Below are 22,647 nucleotides of genomic sequence, written 5' to 3'. Positions count from 1 at the left end.
GTCATTATGCCCATCCGCAATCGTTTCGCCGAATTGCACCCGGAAATCACCGCATGGCGGCGGGATCTACACGAACACCCGGAACTGCAATACGACCTGCCACGCACATCAGGGATCGTGGCGGACAAACTGCGGGCGTTCGGCTGCGACAGCGTAGTAGAAGGGATCGGGCGCACCGGGGTTGTGGCGCTGATCCACGGCAAAACCAACGCATCCGGCAAAACCATCGCCTTTCGCGCTGATATGGACGCCCTGCCGATTTACGAGGCGACAGGCGCGGCCCATGCGTCGAAAACGCCGGGCAAGATGCACGCCTGTGGTCATGACGGCCACACCGCGATGCTGCTGGGTGCGGCGCAATACCTGGCCGAGACGCGCAATTTCGACGGCACGGTGGCTGTGGTGTTCCAGCCCGCCGAAGAGGGCGGCGCAGGCGCCGAAGCAATGGTGCAGGACGGGCTGATCGACACATTCGGCATCTCGGAAATCTACGGTCTGCACAACTCGCCGCTTTTGCCTTTGGGTCAATTCGCAATCCGTCCCGGCGCGTTCTATGCCGCTGTCGACAGCTTCCACATCAACGTGCGCGGCAAGGGGGGGCATGCCGCACGCCCGAACAACACCGTGGACACGACGCTCGCCGCGTCGGCCATCGTGATGGCGCTGCAATCGGTGGTGTCGCGCAACACCGATCCGCAACAGGCCGTTGTCGTGTCGGTCACGTCGTTCCGAACGGAATCCGAAGCGTTTAATGTGATCCCTGAGCATGCCGTCCTGCGCGGCACAGTGCGCAGCTTTGACATGGATGTACGCGCCAAAACGCTGGAGCGGATCAAGGCCATCGCGGAACTCACCGCGCAAAGCTATGGCGCCGAGGCCGAACTGGGTTTTGATGAAGAACCTTATCCCGTCATGGTCAATCACGACGTAGAAACCGAACACTGCATTCGCGCCGCCAGGGACGTGGCCGGAGGCTGCATCGACGATGCACCGCGCACCACGGGCGGCGAGGATTTCGCCTACATGCTGCAGGCCTGTGCCGGTGCCTATATCCAGCTTGGAATTGGGCAGGGGCCGGGACTGCACCACCCGCAATACGACTTCAACGATGACGTGATTCCGACCGGTTGCTCCTATTGGGTGGCGCTGGCCGAACAGAGGCTTCCGGCATGATTATCGAGGCTGGCCTCCAAAGCTGTCACTGGGGATATTTCGATGCATCGCTTGACCCGGTGGCAACCGTGGCCAGTGGTTCGGAGGTCACGATGAACTCCGTGTCCGGTGGCAAGGCCATGCTGCCCGGCGAGGGGTTTCATGTCCCGCCTGAGCTTTTGGCGTTGCAGGCCGCAGGCGAACCCACAGCACCCGGACATATCCTGACCGGGCCTGTGGCCGTCGATGGCGCAATGCCCGGCGATGTCCTTCAGGTCGACATTCTTGATGTGCAACTGCGTCAGGACTGGGGATACAATTTCATCCGCCCCTTGTCGGGCACGTTGCCGCTGGATTTTGACGAAACGCACAAGGTCATCATCCCGCTGGATCGCGACCGGAATGAAGCGACGATGCCTTGGGGCCTCAAACTCCGTCTTGCGCCGTTTTTCGGTGTCATGGCCGTCGCCCCGCCTCCCGCTTGGGGCCGCATCTCGACCATCGAACCCCGCGCGCATGGTGGCAATCTTGACAACAAAGAACTGGTGGCGGGCACCACGCTTTATCTGCCGGTCCACACCGAAGGCGCGTTGTTCTCCTGCGGCGACGGGCACGGCGTACAGGGCGATGGAGAGGTCTGTGTCACCGCGATTGAAACGGCGTTACAGGGCCGGTTCCGCCTTACGACCCGCCGGGATTTGGACATCACCTATCCCGAGGCCGAAACGCCAACGCACTATATAACAATGGGCATGCATCCCGATCTGGATGTCTGCGTCGAGATCGCCCTGCGCCGCATGATCAGCGTCGTGTCACAGCGCGTGGGGATCACCCGTGCCGAAGCCTATATGCTCTGCTCACTTGCCGGTGACCTACGCATCACCCAATCCGTCAACCGCGAAAAGGGTGTTCACATGATGATGTCGAAATCCCATCTCGCATAAGCAAACCACAAGGCGACCCGCATGTCCGAAAAGATGTCCGCACGCATTTACCTGACAGGCGATGTTCACAGCGCGGATTTTCCCCAATGGATCGCCCGTCATGCCCATAAGTTGGGCCTTGATCACGTAACGACCCAGCGGGTGCCGTCAGGTTTGGAAGTGACTGCTCAGGGTGCAGAAGAAATGCTGCAAGCGCTTGCTCTTGGGGCGAGTCTCGGACCGGAGAGCGTTCTGGTCGAAACGATGGATATCACAACCGCTGCGTGCAGTTGACGAAACCTGCGATCACAATTTCATCGCTTAGTGCAATAATTGTGCAAATATCTCTGATTTCTGGCACTTCCGGCTGCCAGTCTTATTGATCGCCGAGATCTGGTCTGTCTTACTCTGTCCGACTTCGACGGAGAAACTATGAACTGGGTTGCAGTGGCTTTGACGGAAGACGTCCCCCCGGGCGTCGTGATCCCAAGCCGCATAGAAGACACGGATTTGGCAATCTGGTGTACGCCGTCTGGCCGTTACCACGCATGGTCCGACCGTTGCCCGCATCGCGGCATGCGTTTGTCGCACGGGTTTGTCCGTGGCGACACGCTTGCCTGTATTTATCACGGCTGGCAGTATAACGAAGAGGGGGCCTGTGATTACATTCCGGCGCACCCCAAACTGACCCCGCCTGACACGATCTGCGTGCCCACCTATACCTGCACCGAAGCGGGCGGCGTGATTTGGGTGTCGCTTAACAAGACGGACAGCGCGCTGCCCGCGTTGGGTGGGCGTAAGCCTGTCCGGTCCCTGCCGATCAACCTGTCTGCAAATGACCTTGCCGCGCATTTTGGCGCGGAAGATTACACCACGATTGCCGTGGTGTCCGACCATGATGTGTTGATTGCCGTACAGCCGTGTACGGATAACGCGTGTATGGCCCATGTGCTTGCCTCGCCCGATAAGGATCGAACCACCGTGTCGCGGTGGTTGGAGGATTTGCGCGCAACTTTGGAAGGGATGCCGTCATGACCGCGACCATCGACAATCACTGGTATCCGGTCGCCATGATCTCGGGCATCCAAGCACCGCGTGAAACTTTACTGCTTGGTAAAAAAATTACTGTGGGCCGCGAACGTGGCACTTGTTGGGTCAAGGACGCGTCGGGAAACGCGCTGCCTACCGTCGAACGCTTCGGCCATCTTTGGACCAGCCCCGGCCAGCCCAATCGCGATCTTTTCACCATCCCCGAAGCCGACAGCCCCGGTCGCCGCTTGGTCGATGTCGGATCGGTCAAGGTCAAATGCTCGCCCCTGCGCGCGGTCGAGAACTTCCTCGACATCGCACATTTTCCATTTGTGCATACCGATATTCTGGGGGCGGAACCTCATACCGAGGTCGACCGTTACGACGTCAAGATCCGCGAAGAGGTGGACGAGGTCTGGGCCACCAAGGTCAAATTCTTCCAACCGCAGGCAGCCAAATCGGCAGAGGGCGGGATCACCACGGAATACATGTACCGCGTGCCAGCCCCAACCTGTTCGGTGCTCTACAAAACCTGCCCGCCGCGTCCCGGTGAATGGGACGTCATCACGCTTTTTGTGCAGCCGCTGACCGATGAATGGTGCGAGGTTTGGCCGTGGATGGCGCTTTATGACGATGATTCAACCATGTCCGAAATGGTCAGCTTCCAACAGTTGATCTTCATGCAGGACCGCTCGATCCTCGAAAACCAGTTGCCGCGCAAACTGCCGCTTGATCCGGGGATGGAGGTACCGACACAAGCCGACATGACCTCGGTCGCCTATCGCCGCTGGCTCAAGAAGATCGGCTACACCTACGGCGCGCAATTGGTGGCTGCATGATCCTTTACGACTATGTCCTCAGCGCCAGTTGCTACAAGGTCCGCCTGATGGCGGCGCTGATTGGCAAGACGCTCAGCTTGCATGCGGTGAATTTTCATCCCGCGCAGGAGCACAAATCCCCCGAGATGCTGGCGCTGAACCCCAAGGGCACGTTGCCGATCCTGCAAGACGGCGACACGGTGCTGACCGACAGCGCCGACATCCTGCGGCATCTGACGGCGGAGCATCCTGAATGGCGTAGCCCAGAAGACGACCGCTGGCTGGCCTTTGCGTCCGACCTCAACAACAGCCTTGGACTTGCCCGCTTGCATGATGTGATCAGCTACGAGGCAGACATCGAAAAAGCCCGTGCCGCCGGCGTTGCGGCTCTGCGCAAGCTAGAGGCGCATCTGACCGAACAGCGCTTCGACGGCCTGATCTTCCTGACTGGCAAGACCCCCACAATTGCGGACATTGCGTGCTTCCCGAACACCGCTTTGGCCCCGGATGGAGGTGTGAGCCTTGATCCGTATCCATCTGTACGCCTTTGGATGCGGGCCATCCGATCGCTGCCGGGCTTCATCGAAATGCCCGGCATTCACCGCCTACATGAACTGGCGCACCCGGCATGACCGCGATCCTTCTCACGAACTGCGAGGCGATTGTCACCTCGGCCAGTGCTCCGGTTTTGCGGCACCAAGACATCCTGTCTGAAAACGGCGCGATCACCGCGATTGGTCCTGACCTGTCCCGACAAGCGCCCGAGGGGACCGACATCATCGATGCCACGGGGCATTTCATCTATCCGGGCCTCGTCAACACGCATCACCATTTCTTCCAATGCTTCGTCCGCAATCGCGCCGAATTGGACTGGACGCGCTATTCAGTGATCGAATGGCTGGACCGCATTTACCCGATCTTTTCGCGCCTGACCGAGGACTGTTTCTACCACAGCTCTGTCGTGGCGATGGCCGAGCTGATCAAGCATGGCTGCACCACGGCGTTCGACCATCAGTATTGTTTCCCCCGCCATGCCGGGTCGCGCATCATCGACCGACAGTTCGAAGCGGCAGAGCTTCTGGGCATGCGCTTTCACGCGGGGCGTGGGGGCAACACGTTGCCCAAATCCGAAGGCAGCACGATCCCGGACGAGATGCTGGAATCCACTGACGAATTCATCAGCGCCTGTGAACGCGCGATTGACGCGTTTCACGATCCCGCACCGCTTTCGATGCGGCAGGTGGCAGTTGCGCCTTGCCAGCCAGTGAACTGTTATCGCGAGACATTCGAGCAGTCCGTGGCGCTGGCGCGGGACAAGGGCGTGATCCTGCACAGCCATGTAGGCGAAGGCGAAAGCCCTGTGATCGAACAGGTGCACGGAAAGCGTACAGTCGATTACTGCGAAGAGATCGGGTTTGCCGGGCCGGACGTGTTTTATGCCCACGCATGGGAACTAACGCGCGCCGAACTGGCCAAACTGGCTGCATCTGGCACGGGCGTGTCGCATTGCCCAGAGCCCGTCTATCTGGTCGGGGCCGAAGTCACCGACATTCCGGCCATGGACGCGCTGGGCGTTCGGGTGGGCCTTGGCTGCGATGGGGCGGCGTCGAACGACAATTCGAACCTGATGCACTGCATCCATTCCGGCTACATGCTGCAATGCCTTGTCGCCTCATCCCGGGAAGACGGCGTGCCTGTGCCCGGACGGTTCCTGCACTATGCGACCGAGGGCGGTGCTTCGCTGCTCGGGCGCACCGACATCGGTGCGCTACGCCCCGGTATGGCGGCGGACCTGTTCGCCATCGACACCCGCAAGCTTGATTTCGTGGGCACGCGCCACGATCCGATCAGCCTTTTGGCCAAGGTCGGCGTTGGTGCGCCCACGGACCTGACCATGATCAACGGACGCATCGTCTGGCACAAAGGCGAATTTCCAGGAATCGACGAAGGCGCGCTGTTCGCGGCCGCCGAAGAGACACTTCACACCATTCTGCCAAACACAACCAACGGGGATAACCATGTCTGACACACTCAAACGCCGCAGTTTTCTGAAAGGCACACTTGCCGCCACAACGGCTCTTGCCTTGCCGATGCGCGCCCATGCGCAAGAGGTTCTCAAGATGGGCGTTGTGCTGCCATCGCCTGCTGCTGATGTGGGTTGGTCACACACTTTGATGGAAGGCGTGAACACTGTCAAAGAGGCCTATGGCGACAAGCTGGAAGTGACCGTTCTCGAAAACATCGCAGAAGGCCCGGACGCGGACCGCATCGCGAACGGTCTGGTCGCGGAAGGCCACAATGTTCTGCTGCTCGGCTCGTTCGGATACCAGAACGGTGGCATTCAGATCGCCAAGCGCAACCGCGATGTGTCGATCATCCACGCCTCGGGCTTTATGGTCGAACCGAATTTCTCTCCCTTCACCGCCAAATACTGGCAGGGCACCTACCTGATGGGTATGGCTGCGGCATCACTGACCAAGACCAAGAAGATCGGCTGCGTCGGCGCGTTCGCGATCCCGGAACTGATCACCTCGATCAACGCCTTCATGCTGGGTGCGCTGTCGGTTGATCCGGAAATCACAATGAGCGTTGTCTGGGTAAACAGCTGGTTTGACCCGGCATCCGAACAGGAAGCGGCCAAAGCCCTGATTTCGCAGGATGTGGATATCCTGTTCTCGAACGCGCAGGACACACCGTCGGTGATCGCGGTTGCGGAAGAGGCGGGCGTGTATGCCTACAACCTCAACTCATCCATGCAGAAATACGCGCCCACCAAATATCTTGGCGTTGTCGGCACCGATTGGGGTCCGCATTTCAAGCGTCTGGTCGATGGACACGTCGCGGGCGATTTCCCAAGCGCCAATTACTGGCTCGGTATGGAAGACGATGTGGTCTTCACCGCAGACTGGAACCCGGACATCCCAGCCGACATGATTGCGCAAATCGAAGCCAAGCAGGCGGAAATCGCAACCGGTGACTTTGTCGTCTTCCAAGGTCCGCTGACCGATCAGTCGGGTGCGGAACGTGTGGCGGATGGAGTTGCCATGACCGATGACGAGATCATCAGCATGGATTGGCACGTCGCAGGCGTCACCACGCCACTGCCTTCATGAGCCAGCCCGCGCTGCTGAGACTCGCTGGAGTTTCGAAGCGCTATGGCACTGTTCAGGCCAATCACGAAATCGACCTCGAAGTTCATTCGGGGTCGATCCATGCCGTGTTGGGCGAAAACGGGGCCGGGAAATCGACTCTGATGAAGCTTATCTACGGGGTCGAACAACCGGATTCGGGCCATATCCGCTGGAACGGGCAAGAGGTGCATTTTGCCCGACCCTCCGACGCGCAGGCGCTGGGCATCGGTATGGTGTTTCAGCATTTCTCGCTGTTCGAGACCTTGAGCGTCGTTCAAAATGTATCCCTGATGATCCCCGGAAAACCGGCGGATTTGGCGCAGAAGATCACCGATCTGGGGGACCAGTTCGGGCTGTCCGTCGATCCGCACGCGATGGTGCATCGCCTGTCGGTGGGCGAACGCCAACGTGTCGAGATCATTCGCTGTTTGCTGCTCAATCCCAAGCTGTTGATCCTTGATGAACCGACCTCGGTCCTGCCACCGCAAAACGTGCGCCGCCTGTTTGAGACGCTGCGCAAGTTGCAGGCAGACGGGATGGCGATCCTGTTCATCTCGCACAAGCTGGATGAAATCCGCGAGCTGTGTGACACCGCCAGCGTGCTGCGCGGCGGCGAGGTGACGGGGCGGGTTGATCCGCGTGAACATGATGCGCGGTCCTTGGCGCAACTGATGATCGGGCGCGAAATGCCGAATGTGGCCCATGCCGCGCCACAGCCACCGGGGGCCGAACGCCTGCGGCTGAACGCGCTTGGCCATCCGCGGGCCAGCCGGTTTGGCACCACGCTGGACGGCATCGACCTCAAACTGCGCAGCGGTGAGATTGTCGGGATTGCGGGTATTTCCGGCAATGGGCAGCAGGAGCTGGCCGCGCTGATTTCGGGCGAGAGCCGCGCGCAGGAACCCGGCATGATCGAGATTATGGGCAAGAAGGTCGGCCACCTTGGTCCGATGGCGCGGCGCAAGCTGGGCTTTGCCTTTGTGCCCGAGGAACGGTTGGGGCGCGGGGCGGTGCCGGAGATGTCGCTGGCCGACAACAGCCTGCTGACCGCCCATAGTCGCAGCATGCTGTCGCGCGGGTTCATCCGGCGCAGCGTGGAACGCGCCTTTACCCGCGAATGTATCGAAGCCTTTGATGTGCGCACGCCCGGACCCGATGCCGAGGCTGGCGCAATGTCGGGTGGAAATTTACAGAAATTCATTCTGGGCCGCGAGATCATGCTGAATCCCGATGTGATGCTGGTGTCACAACCCACATGGGGTGTCGATATCGGGGCGGCCACGGCCATTCGCAAGCGCCTGCTCGACATGCGCGATCAGGGTTGTGCGATCTTGGTGATCTCTGAAGAAATGGACGAATTGTTCGAACTGTGCAGCAAGCTGCATGTCCTGCATAATGGTCGGCTGTCCCCAGCGCTTGAAGCGGCAGAGACAACGCCGCAAGAGATCGGCCGCTACATGATTGGGGCCGAGACGTGAAGATACGCTTGATCCGCCGAGACTCCGCTTCGCGCCTTGCGATGCTCACAGCTCCTGTGCTGGCGCTTGTGCTCACCTGTCTGGCAAGCCTTGTTCTGTTCGCGGCCCTTGGCAAACCGGCGGGTGCGGCGCTGCATGCGTTGCTGCTCAAGCCGTTCCTGAGCTGGTACAGCTTTTCCGAAGTCCTGCTGAAGATGGCGCCACTGTTGCTGATCGCCCAAGGTTTGGCCATCGGCTTCCGCGCCAACGTGTTCAACATCGGGGCGGAAGGTCAGTTCATCGTCGGCGCACTCTGTGCGTCGGCCTTGCCGGTCTATTTCCCGGACGGGGATTTCCCATTGATGCTCCCCGCGATGATCGCCTTCGGCGCTTTGGGCGGCACGGTCTATGCCTTGATCGCGGCCGCCTTGCGCACGCGCTTCGGGGCGTCCGAGATCCTTGTCACGCTGATGCTGGCGCTGATCGCGGTGCAAATCCTGAATTACCTGTTGCTGGGGCCATGGAAAGACCCGCGCGGGTTCAATTTTCCGCAGACAGTGATGTTCCCTGACAATGCGATGCTGCCGATCCTGTTCGACGGGACGCGCACGAACATCTCTTTGATCTTTGCTTTGCTGGCGAGCGTCTTTGCTTACCTGATGATGCAACATCATTTCCGAGGCTACCAGTTGCGCACGGCGGGCCTTGCGCCGCGTGCAGCGCTTTATGCCGGATTTTCAGCTCCGCGCATGGTGTGGCTGGGCCTTGGCCTTGGCGGCTTGGCCGCCGGGATCGCCGGGGCGAGCGAGGTCGCGGGGCCTTTGGGTCAATTGCAGCGTTCGGTTACATCGGGCTACGGGTATGCCGCGATCATTGTGGCTTACGTTGGCGGGCTGAATCCTCTGGGGATCATCGGGTCCAGCTTTCTGATCTCGGTCATCTATATCGGCGGGGACAGTGCGACGGTGTCCGCCGGATTGCCCGTCGCGGCGGTCGAGGTGTTTCAGGGCTTGCTCTTGTTCTTCTATCTGATGACCTTCACGTTGATCCGGTTCCGGATCGAGATCGATCGCAAGGTGCCTGCATGAGCGGATTGGAGTTTCTGTTGGCGGGAACTCTTGCCGCCTCCTTGCCATTGCTGCTTGCCGCACTGGGCGAGATGGTCGTGGAAAAGACCGGGCTGCTGAACCTTGGGCTTGAGGGGATGATGGCCATCGGGGCCGCGATAGCCTTTATCTGCGTTTACCATACGGGGTCACATCTGCTGGGCTTTGCGGCTGCAGCGTTGATGAGCACTTTCGTGGCGATGCTGTTTGCGATCCTCGTGATCGGTGTAAAGGCCAATGAGGTGGCAGCGGGTCTGGCGATTGGTGTTTTGGGGCTGGGCTTGTCAGCGCTTTTTGGCAAATCCTACGAAAGCCTGACGATCAAAGGCCTTCCCAAGATCGACATCCCAATTCTTTCGGACATTCCCGTCATTGGACCGACTTTGCTAACGCAGGACATCGTTGTCTGGCTTTCCATTCTTGGCACGGTCGCGCTCTGGTGGGTGCTGAATCGGACCAAGCTGGGCCTTATCATTGCAGCAGTTGGCGAAAACGCCGATGCAGCCCGATCCATCGGGTATCCGGTGGTGATGATCCGTCTGATCGCCGTCGCTTTTGGCGGTGCCATGTGTGGGTTGGCCGGGGCCTATGCCTCTACGGTCTACACTCCGCTCTGGGCCGATGGCATGATCGCTGGACGTGGCTGGATCGCGTTGGCGCTGGTGGTCTTCGGGACGTGGCAAACGGGCCGTGTGGCGTTTGGTGCATTGCTGTTCGGGATCCTGTCCTTGGGCGAGCTGACAGCCCAAGCGATGGGCGTGGGACTGCCCTCGCAAGTGCTGTCGAGTTTGCCGTATCTGGTCACCATCCTGATGCTGGTCGTCATCTCGCGGCGACGGTCTGGTCTGATCTGACCGCTGGAGCAGGTTGCGGTCCTGGAATTGTGTTGAGCAAAGGGTGGGTCAAGCGCGGAATATTGTCCGTTCTGGCCCGGTCGATCAGGCAGTCCGCAACAGCCTTGCTGATCGATTGGCCGGTCTGGTCTTCGACAAACAGCCATTGCCCAGCGGGGTTGATCTCAAGGAACACCTCCTCGCCGTTTGGCCGCCGGCGGAAGTCGATGGCACCGTAGGTCAAGTCGAGGGCTTTCATCAGCTTGCGGATGCCCGCCACAGTTTCCGGTGCCAGCGTGGTTGGTGTGATTGTCACGTTCATGTCCATGCGGAAATCGACGCGATAAGCGGCTTTCTGGCTGTCGATGGCAGCAGCAAAGATCTGGTCGCCAACGACGGTCACGCGCAGGTCGCAGGTGGCTTCGATGTATTCCTGAAAAATCACCGGCGCGTATTTCACCGCGTCAATCTTGTCCAACTCTTCGGCCTTGAGCAGCCGTGTCTCGCGCCACGCATCCTCACTGCCTTGGAACGGTTTGTAGATGGTCCGGTCTACGCCTTCCTTGGCGACAAAGGCGCGGGCGGCATCTGGATCTGTGGTGATCAGCGTGCGGGGCATTGTCAGGCCAACGGCTCGCGCCACGTCCAACTGCCATGCCTTGCGGCTTGCGTCCTGATCGCGGCCGGGAACGTTGATCCAGTCTGCATCGAGGGTGAGCCACAGCCCCTGAATGGCCTCGTCCACCTCGCGGATGGCGAAATGGTCGAGCACGGGATCGGTCACGTCCGGGTTCATCCCGTAGGGTTGCGGACGACGCCACCAAACAGAAGACACTTTCGACAGGTCAATCGTTTGCCCCCGGTACTGCATCAAACGCCGGGACGACGGTTGACCCGCTTCGAAGATCAAATGCGCGTCCTTGGGGAAATCGGCAAGGTTCAGAAGCGTGGCGCTGTGACCGCGTTGAGCGATGTGCTGCATCACGTGGTGGGCGTGAACATCGTCGTCACTGGAAAGAATGAGGATCATGGGAAATCTCCGATTAAGGGCGTCGGAAAGGGCCGGGTTGGCCCTTTCCTGAGGCGATCAGTCTTGTGGATCGTCAAACAGCGCTTCGATCTCAGCCATCTCAGACAGAATCTGTTCCGCCATCGCCGACAGCTCTTCGTAGTAGAGGACAAGCTCTTCGATCTGCTGTGCCTCGGCATCGCTGGAGTAAGTCTGTTGAAGACCCGCCATTGCACCCGATGCGTGATGTGGCGTTGCCATGACAAAGGGCATCGCCCCCGCTTCGCCAAAACGCCCGCCGCGCAATCCGCCGAACCGGTCCGGGATACGATCCGAGAACTGCTTGTCGAGCCCGCTGACCTTGCGGTCGCCGATAGGATCGGTGCCCTGATCCAGAATGGCACTGGTGCCGCGATCAGCGATTATGTTGGTCCCTTGGTCCATCAACACATTCGTCGGTCCGCGATCATCCAAGATGCTGGTCGGACCCCGGTCGAGAAGGATGTTGGTCGGCCCCCGATCATCAATGATCGAGGTTGGTCGCAAGTCGCGCAGGATATTGGTCGGGCCGCGATCGTCGATGATGTTCGTCGGGCGCTTGTCGAGGATAACATTCGTCGGCGGGCGATCCAGATGTGGCAGCGAATGGATCTGGTCGTCGCGGATGGTGGTCAGACGATCCGACTGGACTGTGGTGATCCGGTCCGCAACCGTGCTGGTCAGGATATCGCGGATCGTGTTGGTATGCGCACCCAAGCTTTGAACGGTGGGTGAGGCCGCCCGTAGGCGTGTGATGCGAAGGCCGAAGTTAGACCCGGTCATCGCTGCGTTACAGCCGCCATTGGTATGGATGCCGACGATGCAACCATCGCTGGCCCGCAAGATGCCCGACCCGGAATTGCCCCCAAGCGTGTCGATGTCGTTGTACCGGACGCGGAAATCCTCGAAGCTTGTGATCGGGCCCGCTTCGATCCGCTTTGGCTGCCCGGCGGGGTGGCCGATGATGCAGATCATGTCACCTTGATTGCCGTCGTCTTCGGCCAAACGGGTGATGCCGAACTGCTGACCCGGATTGCCGGACAAGCGCACGATGGCAAAGTCGAGACCATCAAGCCGGTATTCAATCAGCTCTTCGACGGCAAAGGACACCGGGCTTTGCTGCACACCGTTGCTATCGACCTGGAAATTGAACTCCACGTTCATCCGCGTCGCGATTTCCTGCGAGGAAATGATGTTGCTGGTACCATTAATGCGCGGCCGATTCCAGCCACCGCCGGTCTGGTCAAAGCAATGGCCAGCAGTCAGGAACAGGTCGTCCGCGATTAGCGTACCTGTGCACCAACGATGCCCCGCGACGTTGCCGGGATTGGTGTAGATGCTGGCCAGATTGGTGTGCCACCGCAGCACACCAACAGGCGCCTGATGGGTGTCCACAAAGGCGCGGGTCACGCCAAGGCTGCCGTCATATTGTTCGACCGGCTGACTGTCGTCGGTGGTGCCGCATATCGTTTCGCGAATGTCGCCATACTCAAGCCTGTCGGGGGTGAGCGACTCTTGGGTCATCTTTTTCTTCAGGCTTTCGATGTCCTCAAAATTTGGAACGAAAACCGGATCATTCGGGCTGTCCTGCACGTGGCCGACGCCCTCTTTCTTTGATTTAGCCATGTCTAAAATCCTTGTTGAAATAAGTTCTGAAATTGCGACCGGTGCGTTGGCCCGAAATGGATCAACCTGGCCCGGTCGCCCGCCAGCCAGAGGCGCCGCCCCTAGGACGAGTTCGAAAAAGGGGGGCTGTCCGAAGCTCCGACAGAAATGTCCAAGCGCAGCGGGATCGTGATGCTGGCGGTTTGGCCCACGTTCGGGGCCACCGGCGTTGACGCAATGCTGCGAGTTGGCGTGCGTTCCTGCAGGTTCCCGGGCGGCATCTTAAACCCACCAGTGTGCGCCGCATCGCGGCCTATGGCCAAGACCTCTTCGACCAGATCAGCCCCCGGAGTTCCATCACGCGACATGCGGTCCGCCACCGTCTTGAGATGCGCCACAAGGCGCGACACGCGGATGCCTTCGTTGGCGATCCATTTGACGGTTTTCATCTCAGGGTCGGCAGACGGGTTCCAGATGCCGCCATCCACGGTCACGTAATGTCCGGACTGGGTTTGGTCGGGCACACCAGAGTGATGCAGTGCGATAACCTCCCACAGATCGCTGAAGACAGGCGCGCCGGATGATCCGGGCTGTGTGTCGCCGGTGTAATGCGCGACATGGTCGTTGTCGGGTGGCAGGGCGGTTAGCAGACTTTCGCGGAACACCACCTGTTTGCGACCTGCCAGAGGGTGCTGCACGATGTTGACGGGCTGGCCTTTGCGGATCTTGCCCTCGACGCCGATCAGCGGCAGATGCCCGAAATCGGACAGGTCTACACCGTCTTCACTGATTGGGGCGACCGCGACGATGGCCATGTCCAGGCGTTCATTGGCATGAAACAATCGTTGGGGTTCAAGGGCAAAGCAATGGCCGGTTGTTTGGCGGCTGTCGATCTCCAACTCGTAGCGCAACTGCACGGACGCGCGGCTTGCCGCAAAATTGTTTTGCAGAACGTGGTGGTTGGTCATCAAAACACCCGGCGCGATCATGAACCCAGTGCCAAAGCCTTGTCCGGTTGATGTGGACACGATCCGCCCAACCGAACGGGCTGCGACCAAGGCGCGTTTGATGAACATAACCGAAAGGAATTCCTCGGCCTCGCCAATCACCCGTTCGAGGATTGCGGCTGTCGCGCCGGTTGGAGGCTGAACACCGGGTTTCGCTTTTTCCAGACCTTCCAACGCGGTCTCAAGTTCGCGGCTGAGTTTGCGGCCCTGTCCATTGGCACTGGCGGCATCGACCATCGTCAGCAGACGACGGGTGTAGGCGTCGATCCGTTCCGGAGTTTCAGCGCTCAAGGGGCGGGCTTCGTGCTGCGATTGGAGCACGGTCTTGCGCTCGGCGTCCGACGCTTTCCAGCGCAGGCTTGCCGCATCAACGATGGCGCGGGGATAGGCGCTTTGATCGGTCGCGGGCGCGTCCGAGATGACCGCACCAACAGGTTGTTCGATATCAGCCTGACCTGACAGGAACGCACCTGCAAAATCGGTTTCCTTGAGCGGCGGAAGGGCTGACAAGGTCTCTAGCCGTAGATCGGCACTGATGACGTCGGGCATCCCAGTTTCGACCGCACGGATGCGGGGTGTGTCGTCCAAAGCGTGGGTGGCACCTGTGCCGATTAGGTCAATCGTTGCCGCGATCACGTCGGAACGGTTGCAGAGCCAGCCATGTGCGCCTTCGCAATAGTAGCGCGAGACATCGCCCATTTCCGCCAGATCGCGAGGCACGGTTCCGTCGCCATCGAAAGAACGGTGATACACAAACCCATTCGCTGTTTTGTCAGCGCCAATAACCGTGTCTTCGCCTGTGCCGATGATCTGTTGAAAGCGGGCATCCGGTGCGGGAAGGTCACCGCGCCCCAGTCTGGCGGCGCGCAGGCTGTTGGCGGTCGGAGGCACCGCGCCGCTCGGCCAGAAGCTGCGTGTGAAGAAAGTCTGATCTGGCCGCTTGTCTGGGTCTGGCATCATCTCGACCAGCCCGGGAAAGCCGCGCAGGAATTTGTCGACGATCTTCTTGCGGTCATGGGTCAGATCGGCAAAACCCAATGGGCCAAGCATATCATGGCTGAGGTCAAACACCTGCACCGGGGCATATGAGCCGTGGTTCGGCGTGCCGATGGTCACAACCCGAGAAATCAGTGAGCGGTCATGATCCTCTGCCGCCATCTGCCGGGCGACCAGCCCGCCCATCGAATGACAGACAAGTGACACGTTGGTCAGACCGCGATTTCGGATACGGTCGATCAGCATCTTGCCAGCAACCGCTGGCGATTGCCGCCAGTCGAAGGGCATGAACTCGGCATCGAAACCTGCCAGTGTCAGGCGTAATTTCATGCGCAGATAAGGTGCGAGTATCGTGCCTGTTGCCGCAACCGAGGCACCCCATTTGATCTTGGCAATGCCGCCTGTCGCTAGGTCAGACGGATGCACCCAGACCAGATCAGCTTGTCCGTTGCGGATTGCGCTCAGACGGCTGCCCATGATGCCAGGCAGGATGAAAACCTTGCGTCGCCGCGCTTCTAGCAATGGAGCTTCGCGGGCGGCGCTCTGTGCCAGATTGGCAAGATCCTCGTACAGCGCGTCGCCAAATTCAGCACGCAGAGCCGCTTCGTGTTCACCCGTGCGCAGAAAGGTCTCAACCTGAAAATCATCAAAGGGCAGCATGGCGTGCTCCTGTGGCATGAGGGAAAGGGTGGCCGGTCCCCGGGAGGAAAGGACCGGCCAAGGCGGTCAGGCGAGGACCGCCGCAAAGCGCATCCAGCGTTCGATCGTGTTGATCGGATCGCCGTCGGGGGTGCGCAAAGGGCTTTGATCGGGCGAAAATTCCCGCGACAGGGCCGAGTCCGCGTCGTCCATCAGGGCCCCGATGAAGGTCGCGGCAACGATCCAGCTGCCCAACTCACCAAGTCCGGGGCCGGGTGTGCCCTCGGCTTCGGCAAGGCAGTAGAACCAGAGCGGGGTCGCGCTGTTGAACGCGTGGTCATCGAGGAAAGCGGCAAGGTCGGGTTTGTTGTCGAGCCAAACCCGCACGTCGGTCTGCGGGCCGCTTGTTACGGCGCCGATGCTTTGCAAATGTGCGTGCAGGGCTTGGCCAGTCGGGAGGCGCAGGCTCTTGCCGCGACGCAGGTTGCGGCGGGCGAGGTTGCGGAAGAGCGCGCGCAATGCTGCCCCGTCCGGAGTGCCTGCGTCGAACTCACCCCCTTCGTTTGCCATATCTCCAAGCGGTGGTGCGATCACCGTATCCACCCTGCGGGCCAAACGTTGTGGGCCGCCATCGGCAAAGCTGCCATCCGGGGTCACGAACCGCGCCCAGTCGATGACCCAGTTCTTGGGGATGTTGTTCAGGTTCAACCCGAACCGCGCGCCGATACCACCGCCGCCGGTGAAGGCGAAGATCTGGTCGAACGGGGCCGTACCGTTCGGACGTCCAAACGTACGGTTGTAGTCGTAGATATTGCGAACCATCGAATGGCCAAACCGGAACGCGGCAACCGAGAATTCAAGCGGGATCACGTTGCCCACCACACGCCCCGGATTGCGCGCGGCATAGTCGGCGCGGAAGGCGTCGTAATGCGCGTTGCGGGTGTCGAGGATGCGGCTCACCACATCCGGATCGCAGATGTCCTTGAGATAGCCATGCACGACCAGCCACTGGTAATGCAGTTTGGTGAGGGACTTGGCGGCGTCGAAATCGGCAATCCAGCCGGTATCGTTCGCGGTCAGGAAATCCACCACCTTGTTGTGGAACCGCAGAAAGCTGAGGTGGAATTGTGCGATGATGATATTCTCGTCGTTGCGCATGTCACCGATCAGCGCCCGCTTGGGAAGTCCCGCTTCGAACTTGGCAAAACCGTCGTCGTTCATCTGTGCACGGGCGATGTCGAGCGCGGCATCGCGAACCTTTTGTTCGACCTGATGAAAGCGCGGCAGATCGCGGTGCGGGTCCAGCGTGTCGTCGGGCAGGGGGCCCGGTTCGACCGCAGTTCCGACGCGCATCTTGGCGGTGTGAACGGGATGGCGCAGGCCGGTGCGCAGGACGGACGCGGCATGTTGAATGGACGGGTCTGAGAATGTGCCAACGGGCAACCCGCCATAGACCGAGTCCAGATCAAAGCGCGGTGTGCGGGCGTTCTTGAGTTGGCGTTCGATCTCTTCGCCCGTGGCCTTGGGCGTCGGATCATCGATGGCGGTCAGGTCACTTTCGCGGTCGGTGCGGGCGGTCAATTCGTGGTCTAGGAACTGACCCCAATAGGTCAGTACGGGGGCCATCGCGCCATCAGGCGTGGCATCCACCGTATCGACATCAGGCACCATAAGGTCGCCCAGTTGGTCGAGATCCGCATCGGGCACATCGGGCAGGTACTGGCTGGCGTCGCCACCGGGGGGTAGCAGGAAACCGAAATCGGCAGCTTCGTCGACGGCGATGTCACCGTCGGCGGGACGCAATGCTTCGAGAAGTTGGGGTTTTTCGGTGGGTGCGCGTTTCGCCTGCGCCCCACCGTGTGATTGCATTTGGAACGTCATCGTCTTTACTCCGAAAGATCGTGCGCGGCAGGGGCAGCAGCCGCTCGACACGATCCAAAGGGTAAAGAGATGGTTGACGTAGGGTGAGTGAGGACGCTGTGAACGCGTTTTTCACACCCCGATGAACGGCTGCTCCCCTGGCTGTTTGGGGGCGGCGCCGCAGACGGGTGGCACGCGGTAAGGCCCTGTTCTGGTAAGCGTTCGTGCGTCGGGTGTTATGCCGGGATAAAGCTCTGTGAAGCCTTGCCGCGCGGGGTGACCTGCAATGAAGTTGAGCGCAATCAACCGCGTTGCAGTCGCTGCCGCAGCACTGGTGCCGATGATCCGCGCACCCGATCCAGACAGCACTCCGATAGAGGGCAAGCCGGGTCTGAACCATCCTTGATCGGATGTGGCCGTCGCAGCAGGTAGGTTCGCATCGACAACTGCACCGCCCTGCGTGTCCAACTTGATCGACGCGCTACCGCTGTAGCCCGAAGGTTTGAGCGTGGATTCCATGTAACCCGCGATGCGGAACACCGAGGGTGCGGTGCCGATGCCGTTCAGGCAGCCAAATCCGCGCACCGGGTTCAGGGTTGGCGGTTCGAACACGCGAGGCGGTGTTGGGTGGGATAGGTCGACCAGATAGCTTTGCTGCCCACCTGTGCCCAACTGCGTCGGATCGTCGTCGCGTTGCACCCAGACGTCGATATGTTCGCCTTCGCACAGCGGGTCGGGTCCAGTGTCGATGTGGATCGTCCACAACCCAACCGGCGTGCGTCGTCCGGCACCGAGGTTTCCTGCGGTCGGGATCATCGCCAGCATCACGCGCCAGCGGTTGCCCAGATGTTTATCTGCGGACAATTGACCGATGTTCTTGCCACCGATTTCGATCTCGACAAAGCGGCGCGGATCGCCGTCTTTCAGCAGGGGATTGGCTTTGACCGAAATCGTCTGCTGCAACTCTGGCGGGCTTCCGGCAGGTGGGGTCACGGTGATGGTCCAGCCTTGGGGGTCGCGTTCCGGTGGAAGCCAGATTTCCAGATAACTCGACGTGCGGTCATCGGGTTTGAGCTGCCAGCCAAAGCTTACAGCGCCATCCCCCAGATCATCGGTCGCAAACCTTGCATGCATGTCGTTGGCAAAGTTGTTGCCCGTCGGCATGACCAGTTCTGTGCAGGGCTGCTCTTTACGCCGGTCGGTGATCAACGCGTCGACCGCCCGTTCGAAACTCGACTGCCCGTCATGGCGATTTGCGCTCCAGCCGTAGCTGAAATTGATCACCAGCGGAATCTCCGGGCAGTTATACGCTTGCGCGATCATGCGGGCGCGGTTGAAAATGTATTCAATCGCGCTGAGCATCATCATTTCCTTGCCAAAGCCAGAGGTGTCCCAAGCGATGGTGTTCGGCAGTTGCACGGCAATCACTGCCGCGTCGTCTGGCAGATCGGTCGCGCCGACAAAGGGGTCGTTCCCTGCGGCAATCCCGGCGATATGCGCGCCATGGGTGGCGTGATGCATGAGCACCGTGTCCACCTCGGGAAGATCGGCGTCGATGGCGTGGGCGGCCTTGTAGGCGCGGACCTCCTGATCGCCGTATTGCGCGCGCAACTGGTCGATCTGGGTGCTTGTGATTTCGCAGCCGAAGGGAACTGCTGCCGTGGTATCCGCCCGCGCGGCCTGCAGCCAGCAAAGGTTGATCCGCGTGTCGCCCGCTGCATCGCGGAAGGCACGGTGCAGGAACGGGATGCCATCGTCGATCACGCCAATAATGACGCGGGGTTTGACCTTGGGCTTTTGCCAACCTTCGGGTGTTGCCGTCGCGTCGTAGCTTGTGGGCCATGTCACGGGATCGATCGGCATGTTGAGCCGATATCGTGTTCCGTTCAATGCGTGCAGGCAGCGGGCAAGCTCTACGTCTTCGTGTACGGGATCGGTGTCAGGGTCGACCGATTTGTTCCACATGGCAAAGGGCGTGACGTCGGGATTTTCCTTCCACAGTGGTGGAATGCGGAGTTCGACATCGTCCGTCCCGGCAAGCATGCCCTCGCCTTCCATCAGCGCGGTGATATGGCTGGACGGACCTTTGCGAATGGCCGGGAAGGCAAAGGGGCGCCCCAGATCTTCGGAAAAGATCCAGCGTTCATAGGGACCGGTGTACTTGTCGATCCGTTCATCATCGTGGCGGTGCGGGAACATGGCTCAGGCCTTCTGCGCTTCGGCCACAGCGCCGGACCAAAGCCACGAGAAGGCGGGCTTGGCCGAGAGTGTGGCGGTTGCGCCTGTCGCGGTGAGGCCCTTGGCTGCGGCGATCGCGGGGTCGCGTTGATCCTCGTCGAAGAAGTCGTGATCCCCAGCGCTATAGGCCAGCTCCGCAACCGGCGCGCCTGCACCTGCACGGTTCAGTACGACCTGTCCGACGATCCGGCCAAGCGCCGCGCCCGCCCAACTGTCGATGGGGTAATGCACACCTGCAACCGTCCGGTTGACCGCGATCCGCTCTGCCAGACCGCGCAGCACCTTTATGCGCTGTTCGCCGTCGGACAGGCTGCCCCATGCTGTCACAAGTGCTTCCAGTACGGTCAGCACGGCATAGGCCTCGGTTGCATGGGCCGAGGGGAAGCTGCCATGGCCCGGCGTCGGGATCATCGGCATCAAACGCGCGTCCAACTGGTCGGGGCGGCGGATGGCGAGGTGGTTCTTGACAATCATCGCGGTGTGCGCGGCGGCCACTTGTGTGGCGGTGATCAGTTCAAAGGTCTTCTTGTTCTGTGCGCTGTGCAGACCGAGCATCATCGCGAAATATGGTGTTGGGAACCCCAACTGTGATGTGATTTCGGCGCTGCGTTCGGCGCGCAGGGTGGCATAGTCCGATACCAATCGGCATTGCGACCGCAAGAGGTCAGTCGCCGGACGGTCAAGCGTCAGGCAGGTCGTGCCATCAAAGGACAGTGCCACACGGTCGGGTGCGCCGCCGGTGCCCACCACCGCATTTGATCCGATGCCCGCGAGGAATTCGCTGACATAAAGCGATCCACGCACCCAAGTCGCCAGACTGTTCAGATTGTTGGGATCAGAGAATCCCAGTTCCTTGTCTGTAGGTGTGCTGCCATCTTCGGTCAGGTGCCGCAAACCTTCGGCTGTTGTCTGAAGACCGTGGGTGGTCATGGGGTCATAGCCGCCGGGGTCCTCGCTGCCGAGAAATCCGCCCAGTCCGGTAAAGTTTGTGCCCCCTCCGAAGCCACCAAAACCGCCGAATCCACCAAAACCACCGAAGCCTCCGAACCCGCCGAAGCCACCAAATCCGCCATACTGAGCCATGAAATGTATCCTTTGTTTTAATTGATTTTAAGAAAGCCCCGCCGATGACAGGGCCGAGATCACCAGTTTCCCAGTTTTGCTGTCGGCGGACGGGTGAGTTTTGCGATAATCTTCGAGACTGAAATACGGGAAACGCCGCAAAAGGTCTTGGGCCGTCTCACGCGCTTCGGCGCCGCGGTCCATCGCATGCAGGGCGGCGATCCGCGTTCTCAGAGTTGAAATATGTCGGTCGTTTGATTCCAGTGACCGATCGGCAAGTTCGAGGGCTTTTGTATAGTCACCACCCGCGAGATGCGCGGAACTGGCCAGACTGTCGAAATAGTATCCAAATGGGTCAATTGGAGACAGGTCACGGGCCATTGTTGTGGCGCGAATGGCGGATTGCCCTTCATCCCTGAATGCCATGAGCGACCCGCGCAACAACCATGACAGGCTTTCACTTGGGTTGATGTCCTGCGCGGCGCTGTAGCGTCGTTCCGCCACGTCCATGTTCTTGAGGATGTTGCCGTTGACGAAGCCGTCAATGGTCAGACCAAAACTTGATTGAGGGTCAAGATCAAGCGCGCGCGCAGTGCAATCCAAAGCCTTTTGGGTGTCGCCCTGACGGTCGGTGCTGTAATTCTTGAAGATGCTGAGCACGTACCATTTGCCCAGCCATGCAAAGATGTGGGGATTGGCCGGGGCACGGGCTGCAGCCTCGTCGAGGAACTGACGGGCGCGCAGGAAATCACCCAGTTTTGGATGGTGCATCGCCGTGGCCCCAGCGATCAGCAGCTTGTGGTCCGGCAGTTCGGGTAGCGGGGTCTGGCGTCCTGCGTGAAGCGTTGTTTCCGCGATGGCGCGGCCAACCGATTGCACCACGTTGACAAGCCAGCCCGAGGCTTCGTACGAGAAGTGTGTCATCTTGCAGGACAGGTGCCTGTTCCACAAAAGCGTACCGCTTTGCACGTCCGTAAAATCGAGATCTGCGATCAGCATGTCGCCCTGACGCCGCATGCTGCCGGTCAAAATGTAATCCACATCCAGCGTATCGCGCACATTCACGATGTCGATGAAGCGTTGCGACATCGCGCGACCGGACAGGTGAGAGATCACTGACAACAAGCTGGAGCGCGACATCATCCGGCTGGTCTCTTCGGCGATCCAGTCGCCTGCGATGGCCAGTTCCACATCCCCCGGCGGCACGCTCAAAGGCAAGGCACAGACACGTGGCCTTATGCGGACGGGCCCGCGCTTGTTCGACATGAAGCACAGCGCTTTTATCGAACTGGGGTCGGCGCGGACGCTGTCTCGCCACGCAAGAAAGGACGGTTCGCGCACGTTGAGGTCGTCAAGGAAGGGGCCATCCGAGGGATGACCTATGACCTTGACGCGCGACATGTCGATTTCGATTTCTTTGTTGGTTACGGTTAGAATCTTGTCGAAATCGGCCCCGACGATCTTACGCAGGTCGGACAGCGCGCGGCGCAGGTTCTGATGGCCGCTTTCGTAATCGGCAAAGCCCCATAGCGTTTCCTGCAGAAAGCTTCGGGACCGGCGGTTGAGCGGTGCAGTGACCAGCAAGGCAAAGAACGCGCGATGTTTGGCACCGGTGATCTCTTGCGCAGGCGCATCCGCGCGCCTGAGCACGCATGATCCGAACAAGGAAATCTCAAGCGCTGTGGCCACGTTAGCCTCTCTCATCATCTTAAATCATGCTAGCCGCGCTCTGCTTTGGAACCA

General features: G+C 60.2%; 18 protein-coding genes. 11 read left to right on the top strand and 7 right to left on the bottom strand.

Translation table 11 applies throughout. From position 1 onward, the window contains the following. Window positions 1-6 precede the first annotated feature (6 nt). The 11 genes from MCRY_RS04140 (at window position 7) to MCRY_RS04090 (ending at window position 10,470) form a co-directional block, all read left to right on the top strand. The gene (locus tag MCRY_RS04140; protein WP_085628226.1) at window positions 7-1,173 is read left to right on the top strand and encodes a M20 aminoacylase family protein; all 1,167 of its coding nucleotides are present in this window, start codon (window positions 7-9) and stop codon (window positions 1,171-1,173) included. Next, window positions 1,170-2,096 carry an acetamidase/formamidase family protein gene (locus MCRY_RS04135; RefSeq protein ID WP_085628225.1) on the top strand — a complete coding sequence of 309 codons (927 nt, stop codon included), beginning with the start codon at window positions 1,170-1,172 and terminating at the stop codon, window positions 2,094-2,096. The genes MCRY_RS04140 and MCRY_RS04135 overlap by 4 nt, the downstream gene beginning before the upstream one ends. Window positions 2,097-2,117: 21 nt before the next feature. Beyond that, a complete protein-coding gene (locus MCRY_RS04130) occupies window positions 2,118-2,369 on the top strand; it encodes an acylphosphatase (RefSeq protein WP_085628224.1) in 252 nt (83 codons plus the stop codon). 138 nt (window positions 2,370-2,507) lie between these two features. Next, window positions 2,508-3,110, top strand: a complete 603-nt coding sequence (locus MCRY_RS04125; RefSeq protein ID WP_085628223.1) for a Rieske (2Fe-2S) protein — start codon at window positions 2,508-2,510, stop codon at window positions 3,108-3,110. Continuing rightward, window positions 3,107-3,943 carry an aromatic ring-hydroxylating oxygenase subunit alpha gene (locus MCRY_RS04120; protein ID WP_085628222.1) on the top strand — a complete coding sequence of 279 codons (837 nt, stop codon included), beginning with the start codon at window positions 3,107-3,109 and terminating at the stop codon, window positions 3,941-3,943. Before MCRY_RS04125 ends, MCRY_RS04120 begins: the two co-directional genes overlap by 4 nt. Beyond that, window positions 3,940-4,554 (top strand): glutathione S-transferase family protein, encoded by a 615-nt coding sequence (locus tag MCRY_RS04115; RefSeq protein WP_085628221.1) that lies wholly within the window; start codon window positions 3,940-3,942, stop codon window positions 4,552-4,554. The genes MCRY_RS04120 and MCRY_RS04115 overlap by 4 nt, the downstream gene beginning before the upstream one ends. Further along, window positions 4,551-5,948: an amidohydrolase gene (locus tag MCRY_RS04110; protein WP_085628220.1), complete on the top strand. Its 1,398-nt coding sequence runs from the start codon at window positions 4,551-4,553 to the stop codon at window positions 5,946-5,948. Before MCRY_RS04115 ends, MCRY_RS04110 begins: the two co-directional genes overlap by 4 nt. After that, entirely contained in the window at window positions 5,941-7,035 is a 1,095-nt protein-coding gene (locus MCRY_RS04105; protein ID WP_085628219.1) for a BMP family ABC transporter substrate-binding protein, read from the top strand. Before MCRY_RS04110 ends, MCRY_RS04105 begins: the two co-directional genes overlap by 8 nt. Then, the gene (locus tag MCRY_RS04100) at window positions 7,032-8,531 is read left to right on the top strand and encodes an ABC transporter ATP-binding protein (protein ID WP_085628218.1); all 1,500 of its coding nucleotides are present in this window, start codon (window positions 7,032-7,034) and stop codon (window positions 8,529-8,531) included. Before MCRY_RS04105 ends, MCRY_RS04100 begins: the two co-directional genes overlap by 4 nt. Further along, window positions 8,528-9,598: an ABC transporter permease gene (locus tag MCRY_RS04095; RefSeq protein ID WP_244897879.1), complete on the top strand. Its 1,071-nt coding sequence runs from the start codon at window positions 8,528-8,530 to the stop codon at window positions 9,596-9,598. Before MCRY_RS04100 ends, MCRY_RS04095 begins: the two co-directional genes overlap by 4 nt. Then, a complete protein-coding gene (locus tag MCRY_RS04090) occupies window positions 9,595-10,470 on the top strand; it encodes an ABC transporter permease (protein ID WP_085628217.1) in 876 nt (291 codons plus the stop codon). Before MCRY_RS04095 ends, MCRY_RS04090 begins: the two co-directional genes overlap by 4 nt. Here MCRY_RS04090 and MCRY_RS04085 read toward each other — a convergent pair. From MCRY_RS04085 to MCRY_RS04055, 7 genes are all read right to left on the bottom strand, one after another. Then, window positions 10,439-11,479 (bottom strand): MvdC/MvdD family ATP grasp protein, encoded by a 1,041-nt coding sequence (locus MCRY_RS04085; protein ID WP_085628216.1) that lies wholly within the window; start codon window positions 11,477-11,479, stop codon window positions 10,439-10,441. The genes MCRY_RS04090 and MCRY_RS04085 overlap by 32 nt on opposite strands. Window positions 11,480-11,536: 57 nt before the next feature. Continuing rightward, the gene (locus tag MCRY_RS04080; protein WP_085628215.1) at window positions 11,537-13,123 is read right to left on the bottom strand and encodes a trypsin-like peptidase domain-containing protein; all 1,587 of its coding nucleotides are present in this window, start codon (window positions 13,121-13,123) and stop codon (window positions 11,537-11,539) included. Between the two features lie 101 nt (window positions 13,124-13,224). After that, the gene (locus MCRY_RS04075; RefSeq protein WP_171046119.1) at window positions 13,225-15,765 is read right to left on the bottom strand and encodes a trypsin-like peptidase domain-containing protein; all 2,541 of its coding nucleotides are present in this window, start codon (window positions 15,763-15,765) and stop codon (window positions 13,225-13,227) included. Window positions 15,766-15,831: 66 nt separating this feature from the next. Continuing rightward, window positions 15,832-17,625 carry a peroxidase family protein gene (locus MCRY_RS04070; RefSeq protein ID WP_085628213.1) on the bottom strand — a complete coding sequence of 598 codons (1,794 nt, stop codon included), beginning with the start codon at window positions 17,623-17,625 and terminating at the stop codon, window positions 15,832-15,834. A gap of 111 nt (window positions 17,626-17,736) precedes the next feature. Continuing rightward, window positions 17,737-19,803 carry a S8 family serine peptidase gene (locus tag MCRY_RS04065; RefSeq protein ID WP_085628212.1) on the bottom strand — a complete coding sequence of 689 codons (2,067 nt, stop codon included), beginning with the start codon at window positions 19,801-19,803 and terminating at the stop codon, window positions 17,737-17,739. Between the two features lie 3 nt (window positions 19,804-19,806). After that, on the bottom strand, window positions 19,807-20,925 hold the full coding sequence (locus MCRY_RS04060; protein ID WP_085628211.1) for a phosphatase PAP2 family protein: 1,119 nt from the start codon (window positions 20,923-20,925) through the stop codon (window positions 19,807-19,809). Window positions 20,926-20,952: 27 nt separating this feature from the next. Continuing rightward, window positions 20,953-22,611 (bottom strand): hypothetical protein, encoded by a 1,659-nt coding sequence (locus MCRY_RS04055; protein ID WP_171046118.1) that lies wholly within the window; start codon window positions 22,609-22,611, stop codon window positions 20,953-20,955. Between the last annotated feature and the right edge of the window lie 36 nt (window positions 22,612-22,647).

The sequence above is a fragment of the Marivita cryptomonadis genome (genome assembly GCF_002115725.1).
Classification (GTDB): Bacteria; Pseudomonadota; Alphaproteobacteria; order Rhodobacterales; family Rhodobacteraceae; genus Marivita; species Marivita cryptomonadis.
The sequence above is the reverse complement of the archived record's forward strand: the minus strand, read 5'-3'. Positions and strand labels throughout refer to the sequence as shown.